Consider the following 14,851-nt stretch of genomic DNA (forward strand, 5'->3'; position numbering starts at 1 on the left):
TTTACACAAGTTTTTATACTGAACCCTTTTTTAGCTAGCCAAAAGAAAAATGCCGTCCCTCGCGGAACGACAATTTAATAATTTTTTCGGAATTATATATGCTCTTACTTGTCCAGGCCAGTCCACTTCCAAGAAGTTACTTCTGGAATGTCTTCACCGTGGTCCCGGATGTAAGCGTGGTGCTTAGACAGCAGGCTGTCCATCTTGTCAATGAAGGCAGCACTCTTGTCCTTCAAGGCTGGGATTTGTTCAACCGCGTCCTTGGCCAGGTCGAAACGGTCAAGGTGGTTCAAGACCCGCATGTCAAATGCCGTGGTAATGTCACCATTTTCTTCATAGCAGTGAATTGAAACGTTGTAACGCTTGCGGGCAAACCAGATGGATTCCATCATGGTCTTGTAGCCATGCCATGCAAAAATGGTTGGCACGTCAGTTGGGAAGAGGCGGTCGAATTCCTCTTGGGAAATAGCAGCTGGGTTATCCTTTGGCGCCATCAGCTTCATCACGTCAACCACGTTGATGTAGCGGATCTTCAAGTCTGGGAAGTTCTGGTGCAGGATATCGATCGCTGCCAGGGTTTCCATGGTCGGTTCAGTTTCAGTTGAAGCGAAGACCACGTCCGGCTTGGCATCCTTGTCAGTTGAAGCCCAGTCGATGTAGCCCAGGCCCTTGTCAACCAGCTTGGCGGCTTCTTCAGGAGTGAACCATTGCGGCCGTTCCTGCTTGGAAGTTACCAGCAGGTTGATCCCTTCCCGGTCACGGAAGGCCTTATCAGCTACAGCCAGCAAAGTGTTGGTGTCAGCTGGCAGGTATTCATGAATCATGTCCGGCCGGTTCTTTTCAAACAAGTGGGTCAAAAGACCTGGATCCTGGTGGGTGTAGCCGTTGTGGTCCTGCTGGAAGACAGTTGACGTAGCTACAAAGTTCAATGATGGGTAATCGCGGCGCCAGTATTGTTCCTTAGCCTTCCGCAGCCACTTCATGTGCTGGGTCAGCATGGAGTCAACCACCCGGCCAAAGGCTTCGTAAGTAGCGAAGAAGCCGTGGCGGCCAGTCAAAACGTAGCCTTCCAGCATCCCTTCATCTTGGTGCTCTGACAATTGTGAGTCAATCAAACGGCCTTGCGCAGCCAGGTTTTCATCGTTTGGTTCGTGGATTTCACTTTCCCATTGCCGCTTTTCGCCGTCCAGGAAGTCAAACAAGCGGTTGGACTTAGATTCGTCCGGGCCAAAGCCCCGGAAAGTAGTCGGGTTCAGTTCTGCCACCTTGGTCAGGTACTTGGCCCATTCCACCATATCCTGGGCGTCCTTGGAGCCCGGCTTGCCAACTTCAAAGGCAAAGTCGCGCCAGTCTGGCAGGTTCAAGCGCTTAGGATTGATCCCCCCGTTAGTGACTGGGTTCATAGCCATTCTTTGGTCACCATGAACCGCGTTTTGCAGGACTAAGTCAGTCGGGTAGCCGGTTTCGTCAAACAGTTCTTCCGGCTTGTAGCTCTTCAGCCAGTCCAGCAACAGTTCCTTGTGGTCCATGTGCTTCTGGTCAACCGGAAGCGGAATCTGGTGGGCCCGGAAGGAGTTTTCAATCGGGTTGCCGTCCAAATCGGCCTTAGGACCAGTCCAGCCCTTCGGGCATTGGAAGATCAAGAGCGGCCAGTGGGCAAATGATTCATCGCCGTTTTCACGAGCATTCTTTTGAATAGCCTTGATGTCTTCAATGATGGCATCCAGGGTCTTGGCCATTTCCTCATGGATCTGGTCAATATCCTTCATCCCGTCAAAGCGGCCGCCCTTGAAAGTTGAAACGAAGTAAGGCTTCCAGCCCATGCCTTCAAAGTACTTGGTCAGTTCTTCATCGCTCATGCGGGCAGTAATGGTTGGGTTGGAAATCTTAAAGCCGTTAACCTGCAGGATTGGCAAGACAGCTCCGTCCTTGACCGGGTTGATGAAGCGGTTGGAGAACCAGCCAGCAGCCAGCGGGCCGGTTTCAGCTTCCCCGTCACCAATTTCAGCGGCGGCAATCACGTCCGGGTTGTCCAGAATCGCGCCAGTCGCGTGCGACAAAGTGTAGCCCAGTTCCCCGCCTTCATGGATTGAACCCGGGGTTTCCGGAGCCGCGTGGGAAGCTACCCCGCCCGGGAAGCTGAAGCGCTTGAAGAGCTTGGTCATCCCGGCTTCGTCTTGGCTGATTTCCGGGTAGATTTCAGAGTAAGACCCGTCCAGGTATGAGTTGGAAACCATCACCTGGCCGCCGTGACCGGAACCTTCGATGTAGAACATGTTCAAGTCATACTTCTTGATAACCCGGTTTAAGTGGGCGTAGATAAAGTTCTGCGGCGCGATCGTGCCCCAGTGGCCAACCGGCTTGATCTTGACGTCGTCTGCCGTCAGTTCTTCCTTAAGCAAGGGGTTCTTGAGCAGGAACAACTGGCCGACTGACAAGTAGTTGGCGGCCCGCCACCAAGCGTCGACGCTCTTTAAGTATTCTTTTGAATCGTAATCTGCTGTCATCTTTTTACTCCTTTGAGGAACTCTCTGTTTTACTTGTTTCAATCATACCATTTACAAAAAATAAGTCAATCAATCTGATAATTGGATCCTACCAATTTTGCAAATCCTTAAAATACTTTGCAAAGAAGAAAAGACAGAAGATAGAAAAGATAGAAAAAGTGAAAAATAAAACGGACAGGTATACCTGTCCGCTTTATTTACTCTTAATTCAAATTGACAAAGCTGTTGAAGCGCATGTACTTGTAGTGAACCCGCATGCTGGAGACTTCAAATGGCGTGCCGTCATCCAAAAAGAAGATCCCGTCCATCACGCCAACCGGCTCAGTGGCCTTGAGCTGCAGCGCTTCTTGGTCTTCCGCGCTTGAAGGGGAAACCGTAATGGTCAAATAAGACCGGGTGACCGCCTTGTTTTGCGCGTCTTCCAGGTAGTTGAACAAGGACCCCTGCAGAATCTCTTCTTTAAGCTCCGGCAGGATCTTGATCGGCACGAAGCCTTCTTCAATCAAGAAGGGCTGGCCGTCCAAAAGGCGGAGGCGCTTGAACTGGTAGACAAAGTCATTTTCACTCAAGAAGAGGTCCTGGGCCGTTTCTGGGCTGGCCTTGACCACCTTGAATTCCAGCAGCTTAATCCCCTGCTTCTTGCCTGGCGCTAAAAAGCTGTCCGTCAAGCCCAGGTTGGACCCTTCATAGCGGAACATGGCCTGGTTCTTCAAGTACAAGGGGTTGATAAAAGTCCCGCTGCCCCGCTTCTTAAAAACGATGCCTTGCTGGGCAAGAAGTTCCAGAGCCCGCTTCATCGACGACCGGCTGACCTGATACTGTTCGGCCAGGCTGCGCTCATCGGGCAGCCGCATCCCCTCATATTCGCCCGCTAAAATCCGGCGTTTGATGTCAAGCATGACCGTCCGGTAAACATAATCAGCCATTCAGCCACCTACTTTGCTTGTGCGATTGCAGCCAGGAACCAGTCCTTGAAGGCCTGGCGGTCAACCTTGACCGCGATCTTGGCGTTGGCCTTTTGGCCAAAGAAGCCTTCAAAGTCCATGACTGAAGCCCCGTAAGTGTAAGGACCCTTGGTGTCTACCGCCACGTAAGCTTCCTTGACTTCAAACAGATCTGGCGCCAGCAGCATGGCAGCCGTCAAGGCGTCATAGATCCGCTTGCCAGAATCGGCGTCAGCGTCGTTTAATTCATATTGAGAGTTGAGCCCGTAGATCATTTCCCCGACCCGGCCCAAAGCCTTGATTTCTTCCAGGCTGGCCGCGTCAACGAAGGCCTGGTTGCCGACTTCCAAAGGAGCCACGTAGATGTCCAGGCCCTTGGCGCCCAAGTCAAAGACGATCTTGGCTGCTTCCGGGTCCCCGGAAACGTTATATTCGTCGTAAGGACCGTAGTTGCCCCGGCCCAGGGCTCCACCCATGATGTAAAGGCGGTCGATCTTGTCCAGGTCTTCCGGATATTGGCGGAAGTAAAGGGCAAAGTCCGTGGCTGGCCCGATCTGCATCAAGGTCACCTTTTCCGGGCTTTGGCTGACTACTTCGTGGATCTTGGTCGCGGCTAAGCCTTCTACCAAAAGGCTCTGGTCAGCTTCCGGGAAGTCAAAGCCGTCCATCCCGCTGGCCCCGTGGACTTCAGAAGCATCGATGGCTTCCTTGACCAAAGGCAACTTGGCCCCGGCCACAACTGGGACCTTAGTGCCCAGGAAGGCCTGCAGGCGCAGGGTGTTGTTCAAAGTCTTCTCCAAAGAAACGTTGCCCCAGGTTGGCACGATCAGCTTCACGTCCAGTTCCTTGGCGAACAGGGCGATCGTTAGGCAGACCGCGTCATCGATCCCGGGATCAGTTGAAATAATTAAGGGTTTCTTGTTCATTAATCGTTCTCCATTATTCAGAATAGCTTTATTCTATCATTTCACCCGGCAAATAAAAAGAAAAGAAGCGGTTGCTTCTTTTCCAAAAAATTTCTTTAGCGGCTGCGGACTTCAATCTCCCCGTTGTCGCGGGCGATGATGACCTGGTCGCAGATGTTTAAAAAGAGGCCGTGCTCAACTACCCCGACCGTATGGTCCAGGTAGTCAGCCAGACCACTTGGCACCGGAATCCGGTCCAGCTTGAGGTCCAGAATGTAGTTACCATAGTGGGTCTTAAGGCGCTGACCATCTTCCGTTAAACGGAATTCCGGCTTAAGCCCTTCATCTGCCAGGCGCTTTTCCACCTGCATGCAGGAGATCGGCAAAACTTCCACTGGCAGGGCAAAGCCGCTGAGGTGGTCAACCACCTTGCTTTCGTCTACGATCCAGACATTCTTCTTGGAGTTGACGGCCACGTTCTTTTCCAAGGTCAAGGCGGCCCCGCCTCCCTTGATCCCGTTTAACTGCTTGTCCACTCTGTCGGCCCCGTCAACCGTTAAATCAACCTGGTCAACTTCACTGAGGGGGCTGACAGTAAAGCCATAGCCTTCCAGCTGCTTTTGACTGCGGCTGGAGGTGGTCACGACTGCCTTAAGAGTCAAGCCTGCTGCTTTCTTCTTGCCCAGTTCATCGATGAAGAACTTCACCGTTGACCCGGTGCCGACGCCTAAAACCATCCCGTCTTCCACCAAGGCAGCTGCTTTCTTGGCAGCAGCCTTTTTCAATCCATCTTGCTTTGCTTGGTCCATTTTTTGCCTCCGCTATTTTTCCAAAATGCTTGTCAGCTCAGCTACCTGCTTAGCCACTGAGTCACGGCCGAAGATATAAGAGCCCGCCACAAAAACATCAGCTCCGGCCTCTTTGGCGATTTCCGCTGTCTGAGCATTGATCCCGCCGTCTACTTCGATCGGAAGATCTGGCAGAATTGCCCGGGCGGCCTTGATCCGGTCTGCTGCTTCTTCCATGAACTTCTGCCCGCCAAAGCCCGGATAGACCGTCATCAAGAGAACCTGGTCAAGCTTGTCCTTGTAGCGCTCCAGCACCTTAATGTCAGTATCTGGACTAAGGACTAACCCGCAGGAGACGCCATTTTCCTTTAAGTAGTCCAACCAGTGGTCAATTCGGTTTGGGTAGTCGGCTTCATAGTGAATTTCAATCAAGTCGCTGCCCGCTTTAACAAAGGCTGGTAAAAGGTCAGGCAGGTTGTTGCTCATGAGGTGGACTTCCGCGGTCAGGTTCGGGAACTGCTTTTTAAAATCACTGACCAGCTGGGGACCATATGACAGGTTGGGCACGAAATGTCCGTCCATCACGTCGATGTGGAAGCGGCGGATCCCGCTGTCAGCTGCTTCCTGGATCTGCTGGCCTAAGTGCAGGTTGTCCGCGTTGAGAATTGAGGGTGCAATAATCATCTAGTCACCCATCCTTTACTCAGCTAACGCGGACGCAACGCTGGCCCGGTCCGGGATAGAAGGCTGGGCCCCCATCTTCTGCACGGCTAAAGACGACGCCCGGTTGGCAAAGCGGGCAGCCTCATGCAGGTTGCTGAAGTCGCTGGCCAAGGATCCGGCCAAAAAGCCTAAGAAGGTATCGCCAGCCGCCGTCGTGTCCACCGCCTTGACCTTAAAGGCTGGTACAAGACCGGTAAAGACTGGAGAAGACAGGTAGGCCCCCTTGCTGCCGTAGGTGATGATCACATGCTTAACGCCCAGTTCATGCAGCTTGGCCGCGTTCTTTTCCAGGTCCGCCTCTTCTACAACTGGCAAAGAAGTCAGCAGGGCACTTTCCGTTTCGTTTGGCGTGATCAAGTCAGTCACGGCCAAGAGGTCAACTGGCAGGTCCTTGATCGCAGGAGCTGGGTTCAAGATAGTTACCTTGCCGGCCGCCTTAGCCAGCTTGAAGGCGGCTGTTGTTGCTTCCAGCGGGGTTTCCAGCTGGGCGATGACGCAGTCAGCAGCTTCAATGACGTCTTTAGCCGCCAAAACGTCGGCTTCAGTCAAGCTGTAGTTGGCCCCATGGTCGATGATAATGTCGTTTTGCCCTTCCGCGTTCAAGGTAATGTAGGCATGGCCAGTCTTAAAGCCAGCGGTTGGCAAGACATAGTCAGTCTTGACCCCGTAGCCGGCCAGTTGCTCCTTCATCCAGCTCCCATAGGAGTCTTCGCCGACTTTAGAGATGAAGATGGTCTCAGCCGCGCTCTTAGCAGCCGCGACTGCCTGGTTGGCCCCCTTGCCGCCGCCAGCCTCGCTGACCTTGTGGGCGTTGATGGTTTCGCCTGGCTTGGGGAATTTTTCTACATGCAGGGTCGTGTCCACGTTGCTGGACCCGATTACTACGATCTTTTTCATAGCATTTTCTCCTTAACTTTAATTCTAAGTCAATTATAACTATTCCCGTCCTTTTAAAAAAGCGCTTTAGCCGACCAACTGGTAGGCTGTCTTAAAGCGGCTGAGATTATAGCGGTCGTAAAGGTCGGCCAGGACAACGTTAAAGTTCTGGATCCTGGTATTTGGGTCTGGATTCTTGGAATCAAAACGTTCTGCCAAAGAAGCTAAGGCCTGGCTTCTGACAGCCTCGTAGTCGCTCAGCTGATCCACCCGCCCCCGCAAGTCCCGGCAAAGAGCGCTGAGGGTGAAGTCTGACTCCGCCGCTAAAAAGTTCAGCTGGCTGTCAAAGACTAACTTGTAACGGTAAGCCTTCCGGCCCGGGAAGTCCTGGGAATTGAACAAGTCCAGGTACAGGACCAGTTTCTGCTTATCCAGGCTGGCCAGGTCCTTACCCTGACTAAGGCACTTAAACTTCAGAAAGTTGACAAAAAAGTCGTAAAAGTCCCCGTAAAAATCTTCCTCAAAGCGTTCGATGCTTGGGTCTTCTGCCAGCAGCTGCTTTGCCAGCACTTCTTCAATCTTCATTTCATGCTCCTCGTCTATTTTTTCTCTTCTTCCTGTTGCGTTTACTGCTAATTTCCCAGGATTTTACAACTCAATGTCTAAAAAGCCTACTATTACGGCCTTTTTCGAAGTTTAAGATAATATTTTTTGAGTTATAACTTAAACTCAACGAAATCCTGTAAAAGGTTGATATATCAAGTGATAGAGCACTTTGAGTAGTAATTTATGGGAAATTAGCATTTACAGTCGTCTAAGAAAATTATACCTGGGCTGCTGCTTGAAATGTAGTTCCAATTTCTTAACAAAAAAAGCGCGTCAACTGACGCGTCTTTTTGAACAACTGTTTTATGAATTTAACTTAACGTAGATGTATAAGCCGGCAACCAAGAGCAAAAAGCCAACACAGGTCAGAAAAACCGCCTTTTGCCAGCCTTTAGCCAAGTGGTCACTTGCAAAGGAAAACAGCCACCAAGCTAATGTCGCAACGGCTGACATCCACAAATTGTGCTGGCCGCTCACAAAATCAATAATCATGAATATTGCTACTAAAAGTACCGGTGGCAGCAGATATAAAGTCAACTTTTTACCCATTCAAATCTCTCCCTAATTAAAAATTAATACGACCATTCTTAGGGTATTTGTCATGTGCGTCCCAGTACTTAGCAATATAATATCCTGGACTTCCTGCATAGTCTAATGCTTTCCCAACTACTGTAGACGTTACCTTTCCAGCTGCTCCTCCTACAATAGCTTGAATTGCTTTTACTATAACTTTTTTAGCAGCTTTTTTACCAATTTTCTTAATAGCGAACTTCACTCCTAGAGAAGCGGCACCACCTGAAGCACCGATTATCGCTGCGTCAATAGCTGCACCCATTTGCGAGACAGTTATTCCTTTCCAATTACTTTTGGAAAACATAGCACTACGCGCTCTAGTAGACGAAGGCTGCGATTCTGATGGCAAACTATAGTTTCCATGACGTTGATTATTTACAATCTCTCGAAGATAATCCTCACTTAAATCAGGATATTCACTCTTCAGTACCTCTACCACAGCATCAACATCTTCAGCTGCTAACCTATTTTCCACAGGCTCATCTTGGCTAATTGAACTTTGTTTAGATTTTTCAAATACCGTATGAATTGTAGCAGCATCGACAGTCTCAGTTACTACTGGTGCAGTGATGTTTAGTAATGTTGTTGAAAAAAGTACTACTGATATATATTTTGACAATTTTTTCATTATAGTTCCTCCATATCATTTTATTAAAAATGATAATAACAACAAAATGTGAGAGCGTCAACCCTTTAGTTACAAAAATGTAGTTCCGATTTCTTAACAAAAAAGACGCGTCACTTGACGCGCCTTTTGAGCAACTGTTTTATTGCTCTTGATCATCTTTTGAATTTTTGTCTCGGTCATTGAAATCTTGCAAAAAGCCGTGGTTAAACAATTCTCCTCTGATTTGTTCGGCCCGCTGGTCAGACTCCTTTTGCCAGTCAGCCTGCAGATTCCGGCGATACCTCAAGTAATTGGCCATCCGCCCGGTCCGGCTCAAAAAAGCCTGCTGCATTTTGCTGGAGTCCAGAAAACGCTGGTCCACTTCTTTTTCCAGCAAATTCCCGTTTCCATCAAAGCGGTAGCCGCCCCACATGTGCTGCTTGACCGGGTTCATGGGCAGGCTGTCGACATAGTGCAGCTTGCCCACCATCCGCTTGCTGGCCGTAAAGCCCAAAGTCACCGGGTCATAGATATCAACATAAGTATTGATTCTGCCCCGCAGCTGGGCCAGCAGCTGCCGCTCTTTATGAGTCAAAAGGCGCCAGATATTGGTGCCCTCATAGAGATAAGCAGCAGCAATCTGATCTGGAAAGCGGCAATTAGCCAGAGCGTATTCAGCATTGATCGCCCCTAGGGAATGCCCGTAGATGTAAAAATGGCCATCCGGGAATTCTTCCAGCCAGCGGTTAAGATAGCGGCTGGCCGTAACCAAGGCGCTGGGCACCTGCCTTTGATTAGTCAGCATGGCCAGAAAAATCGGCCAATTGGTGTTCAGCCACTCGTCCCGCCAGGTTGTCGCGTTGCCCTTCTTAAAGCCATAAGAGCCCTTGAACAAGACTGTAATCTCATTGTTGTTTTCGATCAAAAAAGCCTGCATCCCGTCCTTGGCGTAAACGTCCCGGGTCAATTGCCCAATCTTTTTGCCGGCGACTACAACTGTCTCGCCCACATTCAGCGCCTCATAAGACAGCTTGGTCAGTTCCACCCGGTCCAGGTCGGTCAATTCTTCATTGATCATTCTTCATCTTCCTCGCCTTGCAGGTATTTGGCAAAGCAGGCATAGTCGGCTTCCATCTGGTCGGCATACTTGACGGCCCAATGAGCCAGGCCCATGTCCAGCTCTTTTTGCTTGTGGACATAGCCGTAAATCATCGGCGCTGTCGGGCTTTGGTAGTGGGCAATGGCCAAAATGAAGGCACACATGTTGCAGTAGGCAGAGAAGCTTTCCTGGTCCAGATTGAGCGGGTCAATCGAGTCCTTCATGTCCCGGAACTGACGGACGTAAAAGCTTCTGCCGCCAGCTTCCATGGCCCCTAAGAAAGGATCATGGTAGGTCTGCAAAACCCGCTGGGCGGTAATGATCCGCTTGCCTTCCCCCTTGCCTTGGGCCTGGCTTTCCTCAACCGTCAAAGCAGACAAGTTGTAGCGAAGCGGCAATGCCTCCTTGATCTGCAAGACCAGGTGGCTGCCGTCCTTGCCAGTGAGCAGGGCCAGATAGCAGCGGGTTCCCCAGCTGCCGACGCCCACGCTGTAGCGGATGATGTCGGTCACTTCATAATTGATCAAAAGGACCCGGATGTCGTCAGTTACGCTCTTCTGGTAATCTTCCAGGCCTGCCATAAGCTCGGCATAAACATTCTGGGAAACACGCCGGGCCCGGGGCGGGTTTTCCTTAAAGCGCAAGCGCCCGTCTTCGGTCTTTTCCGTAAACTTCTTGACCACGGCATCAGAATTGTTCTTCGGTGCCCGGTCCGCTACCTTCAAGAGAACCCGCTTCATTTGCTCATTGTCCGTCATTTGACCTAAAAGGTCATCAACGCTATAAGACAAATTAAAGCGCTCAAGCAGGGGCAAGGAATTGGCGTACTTGATTCCCCGCCGGTAAGAGTGGACGCTTTCTGCCAAAATCCCGTCCAGCTGCTCTTTAGGATAGCCATTGATCCGGCCGGTCAAAACCACGCTGGTCAAAAGGCGCTTAAGGTCAAATTCCCAGTTGCCAATCCGGGCCTCGTCAAAATCGTTCAAGCCAAACAAAAGCTGGCGCTCCGGGGAAGCGAAGAAGCCGAAATTGGTTAGGTGGGAGTCCCCGCAAATGATTACCGGGATATGGGACTGGCCGTCTGGAAACTGGCGCAGGTCCTTTTCCATGATTCCGGCCGTGGCCCGGAAGTAGGAAAAGGGATTCTGCATCATCCGCTTGTGCCGCATCCCCAAAAGCTCGGGAATCATTTTCTCCTCAGTCAGCTTGATCAATTGAAACACGTCCCGCTTGACCGGGTTGAAAGTGCTGATCGCCGCAATTGGATGTTCCTTACGGCGGCCTTCTCCCTGCTTGATCAGTTCTTCCTGGCTGTCACCGATAAACATTTGATCGATTTTAAAAGTTTCGATTTCGTGGCGGTCTTTTTCCATCTTTCAGCCTACTTTTCGTCGTCTTCCAATTCGCTTTCCTGCGGCTTCATAGCTTCAAAAGCGTCCTTCTTCTTCGCCTTCTCTTCTTCTTCCTCTTCTTTAACGATCCGAACCTTTTCATCGGCTTCAGCGATGAAGTATTCCTGGCTGTTGAATGGGGTCTGTCCCCGCCGGTCAGCGTGCACCCATTCGGTCTTGTGCAGGATTCGGGCCTGGACATTGTCCTGCCACATCTTGGCAAAAATATCCAAAACTCTTTCCCGCAAGTCTTCTTGCAAAACCGGGAAGAGGGTTTCCACCCGCCGGTCCAAGTTCCGCCGCATCATGTCGGCGCTGGCCAGGTAAACGTCTTCCTTGCCGTCATTGTAGAAGTAGTAGATCCGGCTGTGTTCCAGGAAGCGGCCGACGATTGAGTGTACTTCGATATTGTCGCTGACGCCTGGGATTTCCGTCTTCAAGCAGCAGATCCCCCGGACGATCAAGTGGATCTTAACCCCGGCCGCGGAAGCTTCATAGAGCTTGGCGATCACGTCCGGGTCAGACAGGGAGTTCATCTTCATGTGGATCTCAGCATGCCGGCCAGCCTTGGCAATGGCAATTTCGTTGTTGATCTTTTCATAGATGAACTGGCGGATCAATTTTGGTGAAATCCGCAGCTCGCTGAAGTAAGGCGGCTTGGAGTAGCCGGACAGCATGTTGAAGAGATTAGTCACGTCAACGCCCAGATCCCGGTCGCAGGTAAAGAGGCCTAAGTCAGTGTAGAAGTGGGCGGTAACGTCATTGTAGTTACCAGTCCCCAGGTGCAGGTAGCGGCGGATCCCGTCTTCATCGCGGCGGATAACCAGGGTTACCTTGGTGTGGGTCTTCAAGCCCACCAGCCCGTAGATAACATGGCAGCCCATCTGTTCCAGGGTTCTGGCCCAGTGCACGTTGTTTGATTCGTCAAAGCGGGCCTTGACTTCCACCAGAACCGTCACCTGCTTGCCAGCTTTAGCCGCCTGGCCCAGGTACTTGATGATCGGGGAGTTGCCGGAAACCCGGTACAAGGTCATCTTGATAGCCAGAACATCTGGGTCTTTGGCGGCCTGCTTGACGAAGTTCAAAACAGCGTCAAAGCTGTCATATGGGTGCTGCACCAGGTAGTCCTTTTCCCGGATTGAGTCAAAAATATTGTGGTCACTTCTTAAAGCCGGGTCAACAAAGGCCTGCATTGGCTTGTAGCGGAGGTCTTCATGGCCTTCCACCATCCCTGGCAGCTTCTTGAGGAAGGTCAAGTCGATTGGACCGTTGATGCTGAAGACGCTGCCTTCATCGACGTTCAGTCGCTTTATCAAGTGCTTGAGCAGCTTGGTGTTCATGCTGCTTTCCACTTCCAGCCGGGTCACGTGCCCGTGTTCCCGGTCTTCCAGCTGCTTTTTAACCGCCAAAAGGAAGTCGGAAGTGTCGCTTTCAGAAACGTCCAAATCCATGTCCCGGGTTACCCGGTAGCAGGCTGCCTGGCGGATTTCGTAGCCATCAAAGAGGCGGTCGGCAAAGACCTTGATAATGTCTTCCAGCATGATGAAGTCATTATCGCCATCTGGCAATTTAACCAGGCGCGGGAAGATGTTCGGCACTCTGACCGTGGCAAACTTGTGCTCACCGCTTTCCCGGTCCTTAAGGCGCAGGGCGATGTTCAAGGAGTCGTTGTTGATGAACGGGAATGGCCGGGACTGGTCGTCAGCCATCGGGGTCAAAACCGGGTAGAGTTCGTTTGAGAAGTAACGGCGGATGTATTCTTCCTGGTCTTCAGACAGTTCATCACTTTCCAAAATGTTGATCCCGTTCTTGCGCAAAAGCGGCAGCAATGACCGGGAGTAAGTTGAGTAGCGCTTTTCAACCACTTCGTGTTCCTTATGGTTGATGGCCGTCAATTGTTCAAGTGGCGTAAGGCCACTGGCATCGTGGCTTTTGACCCCGGCGGCTACCAGCTTGCTCAAGGAAGCCACCCGGACCATGTAGAATTCGTCAACGTTGGACTGGGTGATCCCCAGGAAGTTGGCTCTTTCCAAAAGCGGCTCATCCGGGTTTCTGGCTTCGTCCAGGCAGCGGTCATTGAAGTCCAGCCAGCTCAGTTCCCGGTTGGCGTAATAACTAGGATCGGTAAACTTTTTTTTGTTCTTGGCAATTGTCATTTTTTACTTTCCCCTCTTCTGCTTCATGGCAATCTTCATGCCGAAGACTGCTTCAGCCAAATTGACATTCTTTTCAAAAACCCAGCGTTCCAAGGTCAGGTCCCGCTTGCTGGTCACCGTGATCAGCATTTTCTCATCCTTGATGGAAACCACGATCTTGCTGATCTTCTGCTTGCGGGAAGCATCCAGGCTGTTGGCCAGGCGCAGGATGGCAGCCAACTTAGCTACCCGGACCTGCAGGGCCGGGTCAAGGTGGCGATATTCACGTTCATCAGCGTTCAAATTGGTGATGTCCTGGTGCTTCAAAATGCTCAAGAGCATTTCGTTTTCCCGGTCAGACAGGCCGATGATCTGGTTGGCCCCCACGATGTAGGCAGCGTGCTCGTAGTGGTTGTGGAAATTGACGAAGTTGCCGATGTCGTGCAGGCGGGCCGCGATTTCCAGTAATTGCCGGTCGCGGCGGTCAACCATGCCGGCATGGGCCAGGCGGTCAAAAATATGCAGGGCAAACTTGTTGGACAGGTTGATGTGCTGGCCGCCTGATTCGTAGCGGCGAGCAATATTTTTGGTCGCCGTCAAAACGATGGTTGAGTATTCATCTGGCCGGTACTTCAATCTGGCGGCTTCCTGGATCATCAAACCGGTGATGGCTGAAGACTGGGTCAAAGTCATCGTGTGCGGCTTGATAATCTTAACCAGCTGGTTGATCAAAACAATGGTCGGCTTCATCCGGGCCAAAGAGTCGGTATCCAGCTCGTATTTTTCCATAAGGTACTGGTCCGGGGCTTCTCTGAAGTCAGAGTAAACGCCGGCAAACTGCTTGAGGTCGATGACCCGGTCCTTTTCTTGGGGCCGCAGGCTCTGCTCGCCTCGGCCGGAGACGTGCTGGATGATGATCCGGGCCTTGCCAGTCGGCTTCTCAATGGTCTTGAAGCTGACCAGCTTGCGGGAGATGTAGTCGCCGATGATGTCGATCGGGTCGCTTGGCGTGTCCCGAGTCATAGCGGCCATTTCTTCAATTTCTTCCGGGCCCAGGGCAAAGTTCCAGGTTGACAGGTAGTGCTGGCCCTTGAACAAGGTGAGGTTGATCATGGCACTGCCCATGCTGAGCAGGTAAGTAAATTCATCATCCGCCAGTTCTGAGAACTGCGGCAGGGCCATTCCGGCAATGATCTTGTAGTAGGCGATCTGGGCCCCGTTCAGCCATTCGATTTCCAGGCCGGTTCTGACCTTGATCTGGTCGGCCAGGTAGCGGGCAGAAATCTTGTCCAAAAGCTGCCGGTTACCGTAAACCTTGTAGTTGTCGATCCCATATTCCGCGATTTTTCGCTTGAAGCCGATCAAGGCATCAGTCAAGCGGGGCAGTTCGTTTTCATAAACTTCAAACTTTTTCCCCCCTTGGACGAACTGGGCCGAACTCAACTGTTCAATGATGGCCAGTCTCTTCAAGTCAACGATGAACAGGCGCGCCTGGTATGATGATATGTAAATTAGACCAAATTGTCTTTTACTCATATGTCTCTCCTCTGGTTGCTTTCAAATAATTTTAAATGAGCTTAAAAGCTCAGCTGTAAGCGCTAAGTCACCTATTTCAATTGTACAAAAAATCTGCCCCTTCGGCTTCTTTTTCTAGGCAAAAATCTATTTTTTAACATAATTTTACCTGGAACTAAAAA

The 14,851-nt window shown here is 51.1% G+C and carries 13 protein-coding genes; all 13 read right to left on the reverse strand.

Going from position 1 to position 14,851, the window contains the following annotated elements:
* Positions 1–104: 104 nt before the first annotated feature.
* Positions 105–2,507 carry a phosphoketolase family protein gene (locus HMPREF3168_RS00515; protein WP_050952131.1) on the reverse strand — a complete coding sequence of 801 codons (2,403 nt, stop codon included), beginning with the start codon at positions 2,505–2,507 and terminating at the stop codon, positions 105–107.
* A gap of 203 nt (positions 2,508–2,710) precedes the next feature.
* Positions 2,711–3,433: a GntR family transcriptional regulator gene (locus HMPREF3168_RS00520; protein ID WP_002877995.1), complete on the reverse strand. Its 723-nt coding sequence runs from the start codon at positions 3,431–3,433 to the stop codon at positions 2,711–2,713.
* Between the two features lie 8 nt (positions 3,434–3,441).
* Entirely contained in the window at positions 3,442–4,377 is a 936-nt protein-coding gene (locus tag HMPREF3168_RS00525; protein ID WP_002877998.1) for a nucleoside hydrolase, read from the reverse strand.
* 95 nt (positions 4,378–4,472) lie between these two features.
* Positions 4,473–5,165 (reverse strand): ribose-5-phosphate isomerase RpiA, encoded by a 693-nt coding sequence (gene rpiA, locus HMPREF3168_RS00530; protein WP_003617150.1) that lies wholly within the window; start codon positions 5,163–5,165, stop codon positions 4,473–4,475.
* A 12-nt stretch (positions 5,166–5,177) separates the two neighbouring features.
* The gene (rpe, locus tag HMPREF3168_RS00535; protein WP_070487953.1) at positions 5,178–5,828 is read right to left on the reverse strand and encodes a ribulose-phosphate 3-epimerase; all 651 of its coding nucleotides are present in this window, start codon (positions 5,826–5,828) and stop codon (positions 5,178–5,180) included.
* A gap of 15 nt (positions 5,829–5,843) precedes the next feature.
* Positions 5,844–6,764, reverse strand: coding sequence for a ribokinase (gene rbsK, locus HMPREF3168_RS00540; protein ID WP_070487954.1), 921 nt, complete (start codon positions 6,762–6,764; stop codon positions 5,844–5,846).
* Positions 6,765–6,830: 66 nt separating this feature from the next.
* On the reverse strand, positions 6,831–7,328 hold the full coding sequence (locus HMPREF3168_RS00545; protein WP_070487956.1) for a hypothetical protein: 498 nt from the start codon (positions 7,326–7,328) through the stop codon (positions 6,831–6,833).
* Between the two features lie 324 nt (positions 7,329–7,652).
* Positions 7,653–7,898 (reverse strand): hypothetical protein, encoded by a 246-nt coding sequence (locus HMPREF3168_RS00550; RefSeq protein WP_070487958.1) that lies wholly within the window; start codon positions 7,896–7,898, stop codon positions 7,653–7,655.
* A gap of 16 nt (positions 7,899–7,914) precedes the next feature.
* Positions 7,915–8,550: a hypothetical protein gene (locus tag HMPREF3168_RS00555; protein ID WP_003617141.1), complete on the reverse strand. Its 636-nt coding sequence runs from the start codon at positions 8,548–8,550 to the stop codon at positions 7,915–7,917.
* Between the two features lie 139 nt (positions 8,551–8,689).
* The gene (locus HMPREF3168_RS00560) at positions 8,690–9,607 is read right to left on the reverse strand and encodes an alpha/beta hydrolase family protein (RefSeq protein WP_070487960.1); all 918 of its coding nucleotides are present in this window, start codon (positions 9,605–9,607) and stop codon (positions 8,690–8,692) included.
* Entirely contained in the window at positions 9,604–11,001 is a 1,398-nt protein-coding gene (locus HMPREF3168_RS00565; protein WP_070487963.1) for a DUF2252 domain-containing protein, read from the reverse strand. The genes HMPREF3168_RS00560 and HMPREF3168_RS00565 overlap by 4 nt, the downstream gene beginning before the upstream one ends.
* A gap of 8 nt (positions 11,002–11,009) precedes the next feature.
* Complete coding sequence (locus HMPREF3168_RS00570; protein ID WP_070487965.1) at positions 11,010–13,175, reverse strand: RNA degradosome polyphosphate kinase; 2,166 nt, start codon at positions 13,173–13,175, stop codon at positions 11,010–11,012.
* 3 nt (positions 13,176–13,178) lie between these two features.
* Positions 13,179–14,690, reverse strand: coding sequence for an HD domain-containing protein (locus HMPREF3168_RS00575; protein ID WP_003611504.1), 1,512 nt, complete (start codon positions 14,688–14,690; stop codon positions 13,179–13,181).
* Between the last annotated feature and the right edge of the window lie 161 nt (positions 14,691–14,851).

Source organism: Lactobacillus sp. HMSC08B12, assembly GCF_001808415.1.
Taxonomy (GTDB): domain Bacteria; phylum Bacillota; class Bacilli; order Lactobacillales; family Lactobacillaceae; genus Lactobacillus; species Lactobacillus delbrueckii.

Excerpts from the sequence above, each read along its gene's own strand:
- HMPREF3168_RS00515 (WP_050952131.1), bottom strand. The coding sequence starts at position 2,507 with ATGACAGCAGATTACGATTCAAAAGAATACTTAAAGAGCGTCGACGCT.
- HMPREF3168_RS00520 (WP_002877995.1), bottom strand. The coding sequence starts at position 3,433 with ATGGCTGATTATGTTTACCGGACGGTCATGCTTGACATCAAACGCCGG.
- HMPREF3168_RS00525 (WP_002877998.1), bottom strand. The coding sequence starts at position 4,377 with ATGAACAAGAAACCCTTAATTATTTCAACTGATCCCGGGATCGATGAC.
- rpiA (WP_003617150.1), bottom strand. The coding sequence starts at position 5,165 with ATGGACCAAGCAAAGCAAGATGGATTGAAAAAGGCTGCTGCCAAGAAA.
- rpe (WP_070487953.1), bottom strand. The coding sequence starts at position 5,828 with ATGATTATTGCACCCTCAATTCTCAACGCGGACAACCTGCACTTAGGC.
- rbsK (WP_070487954.1), bottom strand. The coding sequence starts at position 6,764 with ATGAAAAAGATCGTAGTAATCGGGTCCAGCAACGTGGACACGACCCTG.
- HMPREF3168_RS00545 (WP_070487956.1), bottom strand. The coding sequence starts at position 7,328 with ATGAAGATTGAAGAAGTGCTGGCAAAGCAGCTGCTGGCAGAAGACCCA.
- HMPREF3168_RS00550 (WP_070487958.1), bottom strand. The coding sequence starts at position 7,898 with ATGGGTAAAAAGTTGACTTTATATCTGCTGCCACCGGTACTTTTAGTA.
- HMPREF3168_RS00555 (WP_003617141.1), bottom strand. The coding sequence starts at position 8,550 with ATGAAAAAATTGTCAAAATATATATCAGTAGTACTTTTTTCAACAACA.
- HMPREF3168_RS00560 (WP_070487960.1), bottom strand. The coding sequence starts at position 9,607 with ATGATCAATGAAGAATTGACCGACCTGGACCGGGTGGAACTGACCAAG.
- HMPREF3168_RS00565 (WP_070487963.1), bottom strand. The coding sequence starts at position 11,001 with ATGGAAAAAGACCGCCACGAAATCGAAACTTTTAAAATCGATCAAATG.
- HMPREF3168_RS00570 (WP_070487965.1), bottom strand. The coding sequence starts at position 13,175 with ATGACAATTGCCAAGAACAAAAAAAAGTTTACCGATCCTAGTTATTAC.
- HMPREF3168_RS00575 (WP_003611504.1), bottom strand. The coding sequence starts at position 14,690 with ATGAGTAAAAGACAATTTGGTCTAATTTACATATCATCATACCAGGCG.